The 15,300-nt window shown below is 65.9% G+C and carries 11 protein-coding genes; 8 read left to right on the top strand and 3 right to left on the bottom strand.

The features are described from left to right. The first annotated feature begins 23 nt into the window (after window positions 1-23). From rseP to lpxB, 7 genes are all read left to right on the top strand, one after another. Entirely contained in the window at window positions 24-1,172 is a 1,149-nt protein-coding gene (rseP, locus tag EV560_RS28020; RefSeq protein ID WP_131859127.1) for an RIP metalloprotease RseP, read from the top strand. Window positions 1,173-1,425: 253 nt separating this feature from the next. Beyond that, window positions 1,426-3,945, top strand: a complete 2,520-nt coding sequence (gene bamA, locus EV560_RS28025) for an outer membrane protein assembly factor BamA (protein ID WP_131859128.1) — start codon at window positions 1,426-1,428, stop codon at window positions 3,943-3,945. A 38-nt stretch (window positions 3,946-3,983) separates the two neighbouring features. Next, the gene (lpxD, locus tag EV560_RS28030) at window positions 3,984-5,045 is read left to right on the top strand and encodes a UDP-3-O-(3-hydroxymyristoyl)glucosamine N-acyltransferase (protein WP_131859129.1); all 1,062 of its coding nucleotides are present in this window, start codon (window positions 3,984-3,986) and stop codon (window positions 5,043-5,045) included. Between the two features lie 124 nt (window positions 5,046-5,169). Further along, window positions 5,170-5,628: a 3-hydroxyacyl-ACP dehydratase FabZ gene (fabZ, locus tag EV560_RS28035; protein WP_131859130.1), complete on the top strand. Its 459-nt coding sequence runs from the start codon at window positions 5,170-5,172 to the stop codon at window positions 5,626-5,628. Between the two features lie 37 nt (window positions 5,629-5,665). After that, a complete protein-coding gene (lpxA, locus tag EV560_RS28040) occupies window positions 5,666-6,475 on the top strand; it encodes an acyl-ACP--UDP-N-acetylglucosamine O-acyltransferase (protein ID WP_131859131.1) in 810 nt (269 codons plus the stop codon). Further along, window positions 6,472-7,335 (top strand): LpxI family protein, encoded by an 864-nt coding sequence (locus EV560_RS28045; protein ID WP_131859132.1) that lies wholly within the window; start codon window positions 6,472-6,474, stop codon window positions 7,333-7,335. Before lpxA ends, EV560_RS28045 begins: the two co-directional genes overlap by 4 nt. After that, window positions 7,332-8,519, top strand: a complete 1,188-nt coding sequence (gene lpxB, locus EV560_RS28050; RefSeq protein WP_131859133.1) for a lipid-A-disaccharide synthase — start codon at window positions 7,332-7,334, stop codon at window positions 8,517-8,519. Before EV560_RS28045 ends, lpxB begins: the two co-directional genes overlap by 4 nt. A 104-nt stretch (window positions 8,520-8,623) precedes the next feature. Here the strand turns inward: lpxB and EV560_RS28055 are convergent, their stop codons facing one another. From EV560_RS28055 to gltX, 3 genes are all read right to left on the bottom strand, one after another. Continuing rightward, window positions 8,624-9,619, bottom strand: a complete 996-nt coding sequence (locus EV560_RS28055; RefSeq protein WP_131859134.1) for a Bug family tripartite tricarboxylate transporter substrate binding protein — start codon at window positions 9,617-9,619, stop codon at window positions 8,624-8,626. Between the two features lie 126 nt (window positions 9,620-9,745). Beyond that, window positions 9,746-11,035 (bottom strand): citrate synthase, encoded by a 1,290-nt coding sequence (gene gltA, locus EV560_RS28060; protein WP_131859135.1) that lies wholly within the window; start codon window positions 11,033-11,035, stop codon window positions 9,746-9,748. Between the two features lie 273 nt (window positions 11,036-11,308). Then, the gene (gltX, locus tag EV560_RS28065; RefSeq protein ID WP_131859136.1) at window positions 11,309-12,727 is read right to left on the bottom strand and encodes a glutamate--tRNA ligase; all 1,419 of its coding nucleotides are present in this window, start codon (window positions 12,725-12,727) and stop codon (window positions 11,309-11,311) included. Window positions 12,728-12,998: 271 nt separating this feature from the next. Here gltX and EV560_RS28070 point away from each other — a divergent pair, with 271 nt between their 5' ends. After that, window positions 12,999-15,254 (top strand): ComEC/Rec2 family competence protein, encoded by a 2,256-nt coding sequence (locus EV560_RS28070; RefSeq protein WP_165923689.1) that lies wholly within the window; start codon window positions 12,999-13,001, stop codon window positions 15,252-15,254. The last annotated feature ends 46 nt before the right edge of the window (window positions 15,255-15,300 follow it).

Consider the following 15,300-nt stretch of genomic DNA (forward strand, 5'->3'; position numbering starts at 1 on the left):
AGGGCAGGGATCGGGAGAGGTTTATGGACTTCGTTGTGCACATCTGGAATGCGGGCAGTAACCTGCTCGGCTATCTGGTGCCGTTTCTGTTCGTCCTGACCATCGTCGTCTTCGTGCACGAGCTCGGCCATTTCCTCGTCGGCCGCTGGTGCGGCGTCGACGTCAAGACCTTTTCGATCGGCTTTGGCCGCGAGCTCTTCGGTTTCAACGATCGCCACGGCACGCGCTGGCGCTTCGCCCTGATCCCACTCGGCGGCTATGTGAAGTTCTCCGGCGATGGCGATGCCTCGTCGAGCGGCGTCGACAGCGAAGTCCAGCAGATGACGCCTGAGCAGCAGGCGCGCACCTTCCCGGCCCAGTCCATCGGCAAGCGCGCTGCGATCGTAGCGGCGGGACCGATCGCCAATTTCATCCTGGCGATCCTGATTTTCGCCGGCACCGTCTATGCTTTCGGCCGGCCGGCCCTGGTGCCGCGGGTTGAACAGGTCACGGTCGGCGGCGCCGCTGAACGGGCAGGGCTACGCTCCGGCGATCTTGTCGTCAGTATCAACGGCCACGAGATTCGCAGCTTCGGCGACATGCAGCGCGAGATTTCGACCCGCCCCAATGAAACATTGTCGGTCGTGATCGACCGCGCCGGCGAAACCCTGACGCTCCCCGTCACGCCCGAGCTCGTCGAGACCTCGACGGCGGTTGGCAAGCAGCGCATCGGCGTCGTCGGCATCCAGGCTTCGCGTCGGCCCGAGGATTGGTCGGTCCAGCACTTCACCTTCCTCGAATCGGTCAAGACGGGCTTTTCCGAGACCTGGTTCGTGGTCGATCGCACTTATGACTATCTCTCGAAGCTGGTCAGCGGCCGGGAATCGACCGACCAGCTCTCGGGTCCGATCCGGATCGCGCAGGTCTCCGGCATGGTCGCCTCGAATGGCGGCGTGCTCGCCCTGATCAACCTCGCCGCGATTCTGTCGGTCTCGATCGGGCTGATGAATCTTCTGCCCGTGCCGATGCTCGATGGCGGCCACCTCATGTTCTATTTAATCGAGGCGTTGCGAGGTCGGCCGCTGAGCGACCGGGCCCAGGAGATCGGCTACCGCCTCGGGCTCGGCCTGGTGCTGATGTTAATGATGTTCGTCACCTGGAACGACATCGTTCATGTCGGTTCGCCGCTCTGACGACACTCTCCGCGCGCACAACCGATCCGTTCTCGCCGGTTCCGCCGAACTGATGCGTGGATTCGTCGGTGTGGGCGCCGCGTGGCCTCATGGCCACGTCGTGGTGAAAAATAATTCGTTAACGACAATGGACATTTGCACCTCGCAGGAAACTTTGTAGAAGCGATTGGTCTGCAATGTCGCCGAGCCTGCACCCAAAAGGTGGAGGCCCCCAGTTGGGGTGGTGACCTGAGAAAATGGAATAGGCGACCCGATGACGTCGACCCAAAAGAGCCGGTCTTTCAAAACGCGGCTCTCTCGATCAGTCGGACTTTCGGCCGTCATTCTGGCCGTTAGCGGTGGCGTTGTTTTTGCGCAGGCCGTGATTGTCCAAGGTAATCGTCGCGTGGATTCGGAGACGATCCGAGGCTACGCAGCTCAGGGTGGCCCGCAGGAGATTCGGCAGAGTCTGCTCGCGACCGGGCTGTTCTCGAATGTCCAGGTCAGCCGCCGCGGTTCTCAGACTGTCATCTCCGTGCAGGAGAACGACACGGTCAACCGCGTCGCCTTCGAGGGCAACCGCCGCCTCAAGAGCGAGGTGCTGATCGATCAGGTCCAGTCCAAGGCCAACGGGCCGCTCAGCCAGGCTCTGATCGATTCCGACGTCGCCCGCCTGCGCGAGGTCTACAAGCGCGCCGGCTATGCCGCGACCTCGATTTCAGGCCGTATCGCGCCGCTGCCGAACGGCCGCTCGGACGTGGTCTTCACCATCAACGAAAGCGGCAAGACCGGCGTCAAGCAGATCAACTTCGCCGGCAACGGTGTCTATTCCTCGTCGCGCCTGCGCGGCCTGATGACGACGACCGAGTCGAATTTCCTGAGCTGGATCAAGACCTCCGACGTCTATGATCCGGACCGCATCAATTCCGACCTCGAGCTGATCCGCCGCTTCTACCTGAAGAACGGCTATGCCGATTTCCGCGTCGTCAGCCACACTGACCGCTATGACGATGCCCTGCAGGGCTGGGTCATCGACGTCACCCTCGATGAGGGCCCGCAATACAAGGTCGGCAACGTCTCCGTCGATTCGGCTCTGCGCGACATCGATCCGGCCAGCCTGCAGCGCTACGTCGCGACCTCGGCTGGCGATACCTACAATGCCGAGTCGGTCGAGAAGTCGCTGGTCAACCTCACCACCGAGGTGTCGCGCCGCGGCTATGCCTTCGCGCAGGTCCGCCCGCGCGGCGACCGTGACGCTGCCGGCCGCCTGATCGGCATCACCTATGTCGTCGACGAGGGCCCACGGGTCTATGTCGAGCGCATCAACGTGCGCGGCAACACCCGTACGCGCGACTATGTCGTGCGCCGCGAGCTCGATCTCGGCGAAGGCGACGCCTACAACAAGGTCATGGTCGACCGGGCCGAGCGCCGCCTGAACAATCTCGGCTTCTTCAACAAGGTCCGCATCACCAACGAGCCCGGCAGCGCGCCGGACCGCGTGATCGTCAATATCGACGTCGAGGACAAGGCGACCGGCTCCTTCGCCATCTCGGGTGGCTACTCGACCTCGGACGGCGTGATCGGCGAGGTCTCGCTGTCGGAATCGAACTTCCTCGGCCGCGGCCAGTTCGTCCGGATCGCCGGCACGGTCGGCCAGCGGACGCAGGGCATCGATTTCTCGTTCACCGAGCCCTATTTCCTCGGCCACCGCATCGCGGCGGGTATCGACCTGTTCTCGAAGTACAGCGACAACTACAACACCGGCCGCTTCGAGAGCCGCGTGACCGGCGGTCAGGTGCGCTTCACCTTCCCGATCACGGAAGAGTTCTCGATCACGCCGCGCTATTCGATCTACACGACCGAGATCGAGATCCCGAACACCTACGAGCGGCCCTATAACGACTGTACCTTCCCGATCCCGGGCATCACGCCTGGCACTCCCGGCGCCCCGCTCGGCACCCAGAGCGGCTATAACTGCTTGACCAACGGCGAAGCCACGGTCGCGGTCAAGGAAGCCGAGGGTTCGCAGCTGACTTCGCTGGTCGGCCTGAACTTCAACTACAACTCGCTCGATAGCGTCCAGACCCCGCGCAACGGCTTCATCGCCGAGCTCAAGCCGGAATTCGCCGGTGTCGGCGGTGACTCGAAGTTCCTGCGTATCGCGGCCGATGCCCGCTACTACAAGGAAATCTTCGACGACGTCGTCGGCTTCATCCGCGTCCAGGGCGGTCACGTCCAGGCGACCAGCGGCAACCTGCGCATGGTCGATCACTACTTCCTCGGCCCGACACTGGTGCGTGGCTTCGCCCCGTCCGGCATCGGCCCGCGCGACGTGCTGAACGACCCGACTGCGAACGCGCTCGGCGGCACCACCTATTTCGGTGGTACGCTCGAAATGCAGTTCCCGATCTGGGGCCTGCCGCGTGACCTCGGCCTGCGCGGCGCGATCTTCGCCGACGCCGGTACGCTGTTCAATTATGACGGCGGCTCGGCCTCGCTGTTCAACGGCTGTCCTGCGGGCTCGGAGGCGCGTCAGTTCAACGTCGCGATCGCGCCGAGCCAGCAGCAGTTCCAGAGCAACGTAGCCTGCGTGCGCGACAAGAACGTGCTGCGCTCGTCGGTCGGCGTGAGCTTGCTCTGGCAGTCGCCGCTCGGCCCGATCCGCTTCGACTATGCCTATGCCCTGACCAAGGACGATGGGCAGTGGGGCACCAACCCGCTCACCGGCATCACGGCCAAGTACGGCGGCGACCGCCTCCAGGCCTTCCGCTTCTCGGGCGGCGCCCGCTTCTGACGCGGCGGGGCGGCGACGCCCCGCAACGGATCCTTTACATGTCAGAACCTCAGTTCTTTCCGCTCGCGACCTCGCTGGATTTCGGCGAGGTCGCTGCCGTTTCAGGCGTGCCGCTTCCCGAAGGGGCCGATTCGGCGCGACGCGTCACCGGTGCCGCGGCGCTGGAGCATGCCGGTCCGAACGACCTCGCCTATATGGACAATGCGAAATACGTGGACGCTTTGGCGGCCACCGCTGCCGGGCTTTGCCTGGTCTCGCCGCGTTTCGCTGGCCGCGTTCCCGCGGGCACCACGGCGCTGGTCTCGCCCGCGCCCTACCATGCTTTCGCCAGGGTGCTCGCTCGGTTCTTCCCGACGGCGCTGAAGCCAGGCTCGGTCTTCGGCTCGCAGGGCGTGGCACCGGGCGCCTTCGTCCATGCCACCGCGCGGCTCGAGGATAATGTCACTGTCGATCCCGGCGCGGTCGTCGGTCCCGGTGCCGAGATCGGTTCCGGTACGGTGATCGCCTCCCATGCCGTGATCGGTCCGCAGGTCCGCATCGGCCGCGACTGCGCCATCGGTTCGGGCTCGACGATCCAGTCCGCCCTGATCGGCAACCGCGTCATCATTCACCCGGGCGTCCGCATCGGCCAGGACGGCTTCGGCTTCGCCATGAGCCCGAAGGGCCATATGAAGGTGCCGCAGATCGGGCGTGTCATCATCCAGGACGATGTCGAGATCGGCGCCAATAGCTGCATCGATCGGGGCGCCAGCCGCGATACGGTGATCGGCGAGGGCACCAAGATCGATAATCTCGTGCAGATCGGCCATAACTGCGTCATCGGTCGTCATTGCGTCATCGTCTCGCAGGTCGGCATCGCCGGCTCGTCGACGCTCGAGGATTTCGTCGTGCTCGGCGGCCAGGTCGGGCTTGCCGGCCATCTCACGGTGGGGATGGGCGCGCAGGTTGCGGCGCAGAGCGGTGTCGCCGGCGATATCCCGCGCGGCGCCCGCTATGGCGGCTATCCGGCCCAGCCGGCAATGAACTGGGCGCGCGAGAGCGCCATGCTGAAGATGCTTGTGGCCAAGCGCGGCAAGGGCTCGGGCGGCTCAGAGAGCTGAGCCATGTCGAATTTGCTTGATCGCCCGGGGCGATTTCCGGCAAACCGGCGCTGACGAGCCGGCAAGTGACCCGGTAGATGCCGCGGCGATCCAAAGGGATGGTCGCCAGGGGAGATGGGACAGAATGAACGAAGCGACTGCATCGCTGGGCGTGGCCGATATCCAGAAGATCATGGCCTGCATCCCGCATCGCTATCCCTTCCTCCTCGTCGATCGCGTCATCGAGATGAAGGGCGATGAATCCGGCATCGGCATCAAGAACGTCACCGCCAACGAACCTCAGTTCACCGGCCACTTCCCCGGCCGGCCGGTCTTTCCGGGCGTGCTGATGATCGAGGCGATGGCGCAGACCGCCGGCGTGCTCGTGGTGAGCGCGCGTGGCATCGAGGAGGCCGCGGTCAGCACGGTGCTCTTCACCACGATCGACAAGGCCAAGTTCCGCAAGCCGGTCGTGCCGGGCGACACCCTGCATTTCCACCTCACCAAGGTCGCGCGCAAGCGCAATCTCTGGTTCTACCGCGGCGAGGCCAAGGTCGATGGCGTGCTCGTCGCCGAGGCCGAGATTTCCGCGATGGTGGCGTGAGCCGGTCGCGTTCCGCCGAAATCAGGATATGTCTTCCATGAGCGCGACCATCCACGCGATGTCGATCGTCGACCCGGCCGCGCAGCTCGGCGAGGGCGTCGTCATCGGCCCCTTTTGCACGGTCGGTCCCCATGTCGTCCTTGGCGACGGGGTCGAGCTGATCAGCCATGTCGCGATCGCCGGCTGGACCACAATCGGCGCACGGACAAAGATCTATCCCTTCGCCTCGATCGGCAATCCGCCGCAGGACCTGAAATATCGCGGCGAGCCTTCGACACTGGTCATCGGCTCCGATTGCATGATCCGCGAAGGCGTCACGATGAATCCCGGCACGGATGGCGGCGGGATGACCACTTCAGTGGGCAACAACTGCTTCTTCCTGGCGAATTCGCATGTCGGACATGACAGCCGGATCGGCAACAACGTCATCTTCTCGAACAATGTCATGTGCGCCGGCCATGTCACGGTCGGCAATTTCGTCATCGTCAGCGGCGGCGCCGGGCTCCAGCAGTTCATCCGCATCGGCGATCACGCCTTCATTGGCGGCGGCGCCGGCGTGCTGAACGATGTCATTCCCTTCGGCATGGTCCGGGACAACCCGGCCCATCTCGCCGGCCTGAACCTGATCGGCCTGAAGCGCCGGAATTTCTCGCGCGAGCAGATCCATGAGCTGCGCCGTGCCTACCGCCTGCTTTTCGCCGATGAGGGCACATTGTCGGAGCGGGTCGAGGATGTCGCCAGCGAGTTCGCCGAGCATCCGCAGATTCACGAGATTCTCGACTTCATTCGCGAGGGCGGCGCGAACGCGATTTGCGTGCCGCGCGACGTCAACGCGCCAGACCGGTGAGTGCGGCTCCGACCGGAACCGAGGGCGCGGCGTTCCCGCTCGCCATCATTGCCGGCAGTGGCGAATACCCACCGCGCCTTGCCAGGCTTGCTGTGGCGCGGGGCCATGAGGTCTATGTCGCGGCAGTCGAGGGAGCGGCGAGCCTCGCTGATTTCGCGCCGGACATGGTTCGGGTCTATCGCCTCGGCCAGCTCGGGCGGCTGCTCGACGAGCTGAAGCGGCGCGGCATCGGCGATATCGTGCTGATCGGCGCCTTGCCGCGCCCAAGCTTCGGCTCGCTGCTGCCCGAGGCCTCGACGCTGAAATACCTGCCGCATTTCGCCCGGGCCTTCCAGGGTGGGGACGATCATCTGCTCAAGGGCGTCGTGCAGTTCTTCGAAGGGCAAGGCTTCCGTGTCCATGGTTCGGCCGATATCGCGCCTGAATTGACCGCTCCGCTCGGCCCGCTCGGCAAGCGGCAGGTCCCCACGGTAGCGCGCCCCGTCATCGAGCAAGGCTTTGCGCTGCTCGCCGCGCTCTCGCCCTTCGATGTCGGCCAGGCGGCAATCGTCGCCGATCACCGTGTCGTCGCCATAGAGGCCGCCGAAGGCACCGATGCGATGATCAAGCGGGTCTCCGAGCTTGTCGCGGCCGGACGGTTGAAATTCGGCAAGGGCGACGGCGTCCTGGTCAAGGCGCCGAAGGACGGCCAGGATCTGCGCGTCGACATGCCTGCGATCGGTCCCAATACGCTGCGGAACCTGGCGCAGGCAGGGCTATCCGGCATCGCCTTGCGTGCCGGAAAGGTTCTGGTCGGCGACAGCGAGCGGCTCGGCAAGCTCGCCGACGAGCTCGGGCTTTTCGTCGAGGGCGTGGCGTGAGCCGGCCGTTCCGCCTGGTCATCATCACCGGCGAGGCTTCGGGCGACGCGCTCGCGCAGCGCTTTCTCGTCGCCCTGCGCCAGCGCCTCGGCGATCGGCCGCTCGAACTCGCCGGCGTCGGCGGGCATGCCCTGATTGATCAGGGCTTGAAACCCTTCTTTCCGCAGGCCGATATCGCGGTGATGGGGTTTGGGCCGGTGATCGCGCGGCTGCCCCTCCTGTTGCGGCGCATGAAAGATGCAGCCAAGGGCACGGCCGAATTCAAGCCCGATCTCCTGCTTACCGTCGACGCGCCGGATTTCACGCTGCGCGTCGCGCAGAAGCTGCGCCGGCGCGCGCCTTCGATCCCGATCGTGCACTGGGTCTGCCCGACTGTCTGGGCCTGGCGCTCCGGTCGGGCGCGCCGCATGGTGCCCCATGTCGACCGCATCCTGGCGCTCCTGCCGTTCGAGCCCGCCGCCCTGGAGCGGCTGCATGGGCCGAAGACGGTCTATGTCGGCCATCCCGTGATCGAGCGGCTCGGCGAATTGCGCCCTGATGCGAATGAGGCGGCCCGCCGTGCCGATTCCGCCGCGCCCGACATCCTCGTTCTGCCGGGCAGCCGTCGCTCCGAGATCAACCATCTGATGCCGGTCTTCGGCAAGGCGGTGGTGCAGATCGCCAAGGCTGTTCCCGGTGCGCGTTTCCTGCTGCCGGCGGTGACGCATCTGCGCGGGCTGATCGCAGAGCAGGTCGCTGCCTGGCCGGTTGCGCCGCAGCTCGTCGACGGCGAGGCCGCCAAGTACGCCGCCTTCCGCAGCGCTCGTGCTGCGATTGCCGCCTCGGGAACCGTGACCTTGGAGCTCGCGCTCGCTCAGGTGCCGACCGTCGCGGCCTATCGCGGAGCCGACTGGGAGGCCGCGATCGCCAGGCGCCTGATCAAGCTGCCGACCGTCATCCTGGCGAACCTGGTCGCCGGCCGGAATGTCGTGCCGGAATTCATCCAGCAGGACCTGACGGCCGACGCGTTGGCGCGCGAACTCCTGGCTGTCCTGGCCGAGGGGCCGGCGCGCGAGGCGCAGCTCGCCGGCTTTCGTGAGATCGAGAAGAATATGCGTTCGGCCGGCGCGAGCCCGGCCGCGAACGCGGTCGAAGCCACGCTGGCACTGCTGGCGGAAACGGCGGGCAGCAGCGCCAGCGGCTAGCGCATCGGCCCGAGAAGTGGATCGCGGTTTTCTGGGAAAGCCGATGCGAAAACAAGGAGCTAGATCATCGGACCGGATGCGATGTCCGGTCCGATGATTTAGCTCTATTCGATCGTGGCGCCCGAGGCCTTGGCGATCGGTGCCCATTTCGCGACTTCGAGCTTCACATGCTCGCCGAGCGCTTCCGGCGTCGAGCCGATGATCTGGGCACTGACATCGTTCAGGCGCTGCTTCACCGTCGCATCGGTCAGCGCCTTGTTCGCCTCGGTATTGAGGCGCTCGAGGATCGGCTTCGGCAGATTGGCCGGGCCGAACAACGCGTTCCAGGTATAGGTCTCGTAGCCGGCAAGCCCGCCCTCGGCGATGGTCGGCAACTCCGGGAAGGAAGCGACGCGTTCCTTCGTCGTCACGCCGATGGCGCGCAATTGGCCATTGCGGATGAACTGGGCCGAGGAGGGCAGGTTGTCGAACATGATGGGCACGGCGCCCGAGACGACGTCGTTCAAGGCAGGGCCGGCGCCGCGATAGGGCACGTGGTTCATATTGACCCCGCCGAGCGACTTGAACAGCTCGCCCGAGAGATGCAGTGGCGTGCCGACGCCCGAGGAGGCGTAGGAGTATTTGCCGGGGTTCTCCTTCAGGAGCTTGATCACCTCCTGAACCGTCTTGGCCGGAAAACTCGGATTCACGACCATGACGTTGGGCACGACGGCGAGCAGCGAGATCGGCGTGAAATCCTTGACCGGGTCGAAGGTCACGGCCTTGAGTATGGCCGGATTGAGCGCATGGGTCGCGATCGTGCCCATCAGGATGGTGTAGCCATCGGGCTGCGCGCGGGCGACCGCGGTGGCGCCGACATTGCCGCCGGCTCCGGCACGGTTCTCGATCACGACCGATTGGCCGAGCGTCTCGGCCATCTTCTGCCCGACGAGCCGGGCGACGATATCGGTGGAGCCGCCGGCGGCGAAGGGAACGACGAGTGTGATTGGCCGCGTTGGAAAGCTGGCCTGCGCGCGCGCCGTGCCGGCGAGGCCGGTGAGCGAGGCGGCCGAGAAGCCGGCAAGCAGAGAGCGGCGGTCGAGATATCCGGATGTGGACATGGGATCGGGTCTCCTTTTCGGGGGCGACCTTACCCATTCAGCGGCGTCGCCGGACTTAGCAATTGGGCGCAATAAAAGAGCCGCGGCGGTTTCCCGCCGCGGCTCCGAAACTGCCTTGCCGAAGTCTCAGCGACGGCCGATCGGGGTGTACTCGCGCAGCGTCGGGCCAGTGTAGAGCTGGCGCGGGCGGCCGATGCGCTGGGACGGATCCTCGATCATCTCCTTCCACTGTGCGATCCAGCCGACGGTGCGGGCCAGCGCGAACAGGGCGGTGAACATCGTGGTCGGGAAGCCCATCGCCTTCAGGGTGATGCCCGAATAGAAGTCGATATTCGGGTAGAGCTTCTTCTCGATGAAGTACTCGTCGCTCAGCGCGATGCGCTCGAGCTCGATCGCGACGTCCAGCAGCGGATCGTCCTTGATGCCGAGCTCGTTCAGCACCTCATGCGTGGTCTTCTGCATGATCTTGGCGCGCGGATCGTAGTTCTTGTAGACGCGGTGGCCGAAGCCCATCAGGCGGAACGGATCGTTCTTGTCCTTCGCCTTGGCGATGTATTTCGGAATGTTCTCGACCGAGCCGATCTCCATCAGCATCCTCAGCGCGGCTTCGTTGGCACCGCCATGGGCAGGCCCCCACAGGCAGGCCGTGCCGGCCGCGATGCAGGCGAACGGGTTAGCACCCGACGAGCCGGCGAGGCGGACCGTCGAGGTCGAGGCGTTCTGCTCGTGATCGGCATGCAGGATGAAGATGCGGTCGAGCGCGCGCGACAGCACAGGGTTGACCTTGTACTCCTCTGCCGGCACCGCGAAGCACATGCGCAGGAAGTTCGAGGTATAGTCGAGCGAGTTCAGCGGATACACGAACGGCTGGCCGATCGTGTACTTATAGGCCATCGCCGCCAGCGTCGGCATCTTGGCGATCAGCCGCATCGACGCGATCATGCGCTGCTGCGGATCCGAGATGTCGGTGGAGTCGTGGTAGAAGGCCGACATGGCGCCGATCGAGCCGACCAGAACCGCCATTGGGTGCGCGTCGCGGCGGAAGCCCTGGAAGAAGCGGGCCATCTGCTCGTGCACCATGGTGTGGCGCGTCACGCGATAGTCGAAATCGGCCTTCTGCGCCGCGGTCGGCAGCTCGCCGTAAAGCAGCAGGTAGCAGGTCTCGAGGAAGTCGCCATGCTCGGCGAGCTGCTCGATCGGGTAGCCACGATGGAGCAGAACGCCCTCGTCGCCATCGATATAGGTGATCTCCGACTCGCAGCTCGCGGTCGAGGTGAAGCCGGGATCATAGGTGAACATCCCGGTTTGCGCGTAGAGCTTGGCGATGTCGATGACGGAGGGGCCGATCGAGCCCGTCTTGATCGCCATGTCGACCGTCTTGCCGTCGACACTCAGCTGGCTGGTGGTTCCGCTCATCGATACCGATCCTTTCAGACTCGCTGCGTCTCAGTCTTCTGCCCCGCTAGCCCGATCGGGCTGCCGGCCAGCATCCGTCATCGAAGAGGCCAAGTATGTCGGCCCCATGACAGGTTGGCTGGCGGACGAGAGCGAGTGGTAGGTTCATCCGACTGATTTACAAGCAATATTTGTGCCCGGGGAGAGGGGGGTTACGCTAGGCACAACCGGGTCACTAGCTCATTTGCCGGGGCCGTTCAACCAATGCAATTGCATGATCTGACCTGCGCCAGTTCACGATTGATCGGCCAGCCGCGCCAGCGTCTCGTCCCGGCCGAGCACGGCCATCACATCGAACAGACCTGGCGACATTGCGCGCCCCGTCAACGCCGCGCGCAAGGGCTGCGCTACCTGTCCGAGCTTCAGCGCATGCTCCTCGGCAAAGGCCCTGACCACGGCTTCGAGTGGGGCGGCCGTCCAGTCGTTGACCGCCGCGAGCTTGCTCGCGAGATCGGGCATGCGCTGGCGCGCCGGCTGGTCGAGCAGCGTCGCAGCCTTCTGATCAAGCGCGAGCGGGCGCTTGGCGAAGAGATAGGAGGCGCTGTCGAGCAGCTCGACCAGGGTCTTGGCGCGCTCCTTCAGGCCCGGCATGGCGGCGAGCAGCTTGGCCTCCAGCTCCGGCGAGAGCGTCGGCCCCAGCCCATGGGCCGGGCCGATCTCGGGCAGGATTGTCTTCAGCGCCGCGAGCAGGTCGCGATCCTCGGACTGGCGCATATAGATGCCGTTCAGGTTCTCGAGCTTGGCATAGTCGAAACGGGCCGGCGAGCGGCCGATCGAGGAGAGATTGAACAGCTCGATCATCTCCTGCGTGGAGAAGAGCTCCTGGTCGCCGTGGCTCCAGCCGAGGCGCAGCAGATAGTTGCGCAACGCCACGGGCAGATAACCCATGGAGCGATAGGCATCGACGCCGAGCGCACCATGGCGCTTAGACAGCTTGGCGCCATCTGCGCCATGGATCAGCGGGATATGCGACATGCTCGGCACTTTCCAGCCGAGCGCGCTATAGATCTGGGTCTGCCGCGCCGCATTGGTCAGGTGGTCGTCGCCGCGAATGATATGGGTGACTCCCATATCATGGTCGTCGACCACGACCGCGAGCATATAGGTCGGCGTGCCGTCCGAGCGCAGCAATACGAGATCGTCCAGATTCTCGTTCTGCCAGGTGACGCGGCCCTGAACCTCGTCCTCGACCACCGTCTCGCCGGTCTGCGGCGCGCGCAGGCGGATCACCGGCTTGACGCCATCCGGCGCGGTGGCAGGGTCACGGTCGCGCCAGCGCCCGTCATAGCGCAGCGGCTTGCCCTCGGCGCGCGCCCTCTCGCGCATCTCCTCGAGCTCCTGCTGGCTCGCGTAGCAGTAATAGGCCTTGCCGGCGGCGAGCATCTGCTCGGCCACCTCGCGGTGCCGCGCGGCGCGCGAGAACTGATAGACCGTGTCGCCGTCCCAATCGAGCCCGAGCCAGGAGAGCCCGTCCAGGATCGCGGCGATGGCCGGCTCGGTCGAGCGTTCGCGGTCCGTGTCCTCGATCCGGAGCAGCATCTTGCCGCCATGGCGGCGGGCATAGAGCCAGTTGAACAGGGCGGTGCGGGCGCCACCGATATGCAGGAATCCGGTAGGCGACGGGGCGAAGCGCGTGACGACCGCATCACTCATGAAAGAAGGGCTCCGACAGGGCGGGGGATGAAGGAAACACCGGCAAAGCGGCAATGAAACGGCGCGCCGGGCTCGCGCGCTTTCCGTCCGGCTGGAATCAGCCGAACGAAGAGAATTCGCGCAAGGCCAATCTCTTGAGCATGTTCATATCGCAAAAGTGCGTGCCACTTTTACGGAACATGCTCCAGGACATGACAACCGGCGCGGCCCCTGTAACATGCTCGCGGGGCCGGCGTTAAGCGAAGATCGCAGCCGGGCAGGGGGAGGGCGGATGCGCCAGGCGCCGCCGCAGCTTGGACCGCGTCGCGGCGCTTTGGCTTGGGCCTTGCCCGGCCGGCCCGAACGCTCGCGCTTTCCCGGCGCAGGCCTGGAATTCGCTCTTGCCGAGGCCCGAAAGCGCCTTCTGGCGGCTTGCGAGACCGAGATCGAGCGGCGGCGGCTGTTCCTCTGTCTGCCGGTGCTGATGGGCTTGGGCATCCTGCTCTATTTCGCCGCCGGCCGCGAACCGTCGCTCTGGGTTCCGGCTTCGGGTTTCGCCGCCGCTTCGATCGCAGCGGGGCTCCTGCGCTCGTGGCGCCCGGCCATGCTTGCCTGCATCGCGACCGCCGCGATCCTGGCCGGCTTCGGCGCGGCCGCCTGGCGTACAGCGACGGTGGCCACACCGATGCTGGAGCGCACCCGCGTCGGCCAGCTCAGCGGTTTCGTCGAATCGGTCGAGGCACGCGATGCCGGCGCACGGCTGGTTGTGCTGGTGACGGGTATTGCGGGGCTCGATGCTGCGCAACTGCCCAAGCGCGTCCGGGTCAACATCAGGACGGGCGCGGTCGCGCCGGGCGACCATATCTCCGCCGTCGCGCGGCTTCTGCCGCCGCCAGGACCGGCACGGCCGGGTGGCTATGATTTCGGTCGGGACGCCTTCTTCCGCGGCCTTGGCGCCGTCGGCGCCATTCCCGGCAAGATCAGCCTGTCGCCGCCACCCTGGCCGGCGCCTTTCGAGTTGCAGATGCGGGCCTCGCTCGATCGGGCCCGCAATGCCCTGACCGAGCGCATCGCCACGATCGGCGGGGCGCAGGCCGGCGCCATGGCGGCGGCGCTCGTCACCGGCAAGCGCGGCCTGATCACCGAGGCGACCAATGTCGACCTGCGCGCCGCCGGCATCTATCACGTCGTCTCGATCTCGGGCCTGCACATGGTGCTCGCCGCCGGCACGATCTTCTGGCTGGTGCGCGCGCTGCTGGCGCTCTCGCAGACACTGGCGCTGTATTGGCCGATCAAGAAGATCGCGGCCGTCGCTGCGATGATCGGTGCGGTCAGCTATTGCGTCTTTTCCGGAGCCGAGGTCGCAACCGTGCGCTCGCTGATCATGACGCTGGTGATGCTCGGCGCCATCCTGGTCGATCGGCCGGCGCTCAGCATGCGCAACCTCGCGATTGCCGCGATGATCGTACTGATCCGCGAGCCCGATGCGCTGCTCGGCCCGAGCTTCCAGATGTCCTTCGGGGCGGTCGCGGCGCTGATCGCCTTCGCCGAGCGCTGGGAGGAGCGGCGGCGCAGCGAGGCGCCCTCGCCATGGCCCTGGCCGCTGCGCCCGCTCTTCCAGGCCGCGATCGGGATCATCGTCACGACGCTGATCGCGACGGCGGCAACCGCGCCCTTCGGCGCCTATCATTTCCAGACCTTCAACCCGTTCGGGTTGATCGGCAATGCGTTCGCCTTGCCCTTCGTCTCGCTGATCGTGATGCCGGCCGCCGTCTTCGGCGTGCTCGCCTATCCGTTCGGGCTCGACTGGCCGGCTTGGGCGCTGATGGGCCTCGCGTCCGCCTGGGTGCTCGATCTTGCCCATTGGGTCGCGAGCTTCGACCATTCCAGCCTGGTCATCCCGGCCTTCGGAGCGCCGGCGCTCGCATGCTTCGCCGCGAGCCTGCTCTGGATGACGCTCTGGACGACGCCGATCCGCTTCCTGGCGATCCTGCCATTCGTCATCGGGCTCGCTGTCGCGTCGAAGCCGGAACGGCCGGACATCCTGATCGAGCGCGACGGCTCCGGCATCCTGGTCCGGGGCGCCGAGGGCAAGCTGATCCTCGCCGGCAAGCCGAGCGCCTTCGTCCTGCAGCAATGGCTCAATGCCGAGGGCGACAGCCGCAAGCCGGAAGATGCCAGCCTGCGCCAGGGCGCGGCTTGCGACACGCTCGGCTGCGTCATCCGCGACAAGGCCGGCCGCAGCATCTCCTATGCCCGGGATCGCCTCGCCATCGCCGAGGATTGCCGCCGCGCCGACCTCGTGGTCACGCCGATTCCCTGGCAGGCCGGCTGCGAGGCCAAGCTGATCGACCGCAGCGCGCTCTCACGCGATGGCGCGACCGCGCTGGTCAGCACCGGGACCGGCTGGCGGGCCCAACTATCCGAACAGGTCGACGCCAATCGACCCTGGAGCCGCAAGCCGCGCCAGCCGCAGGTTACGCAACCCGCTATCGCCGCGCCCCCGCAACCGAGCGAGACCAACGACGAACTGGAACGGCTTCATTAGTCTCGCGCACCCGTCGTCATTGCGAGGAGCGCAGCGACGAAGCAAT

The sequence above is a fragment of the Allobosea sp. BK604 genome (assembly GCF_004341515.1).
GTDB lineage: Bacteria > Pseudomonadota > Alphaproteobacteria > Rhizobiales > Beijerinckiaceae > Allobosea.

Bases quoted from the DNA above. Each gene is read 5' to 3' on its own strand.
- gltA (WP_131859135.1), bottom strand. From the start codon at position 11,035: ATGAGCGGAACCACCAGCCAGCTGAGTGTCGACGGCAAGACGGTCGAC.
- lpxD (WP_131859129.1), top strand. From the start codon at position 3,984: ATGTCAGAACCTCAGTTCTTTCCGCTCGCGACCTCGCTGGATTTCGGC.
- rseP (WP_131859127.1), top strand. From the start codon at position 24: ATGGACTTCGTTGTGCACATCTGGAATGCGGGCAGTAACCTGCTCGGC.
- EV560_RS28055 (WP_131859134.1), bottom strand. From the start codon at position 9,619: ATGTCCACATCCGGATATCTCGACCGCCGCTCTCTGCTTGCCGGCTTC.
- fabZ (WP_131859130.1), top strand. From the start codon at position 5,170: ATGAACGAAGCGACTGCATCGCTGGGCGTGGCCGATATCCAGAAGATC.
- lpxA (WP_131859131.1), top strand. From the start codon at position 5,666: ATGAGCGCGACCATCCACGCGATGTCGATCGTCGACCCGGCCGCGCAG.
- EV560_RS28070 (WP_165923689.1), top strand. From the start codon at position 12,999: ATGCGCCAGGCGCCGCCGCAGCTTGGACCGCGTCGCGGCGCTTTGGCT.
- bamA (WP_131859128.1), top strand. From the start codon at position 1,426: ATGACGTCGACCCAAAAGAGCCGGTCTTTCAAAACGCGGCTCTCTCGA.
- gltX (WP_131859136.1), bottom strand. From the start codon at position 12,727: ATGAGTGATGCGGTCGTCACGCGCTTCGCCCCGTCGCCTACCGGATTC.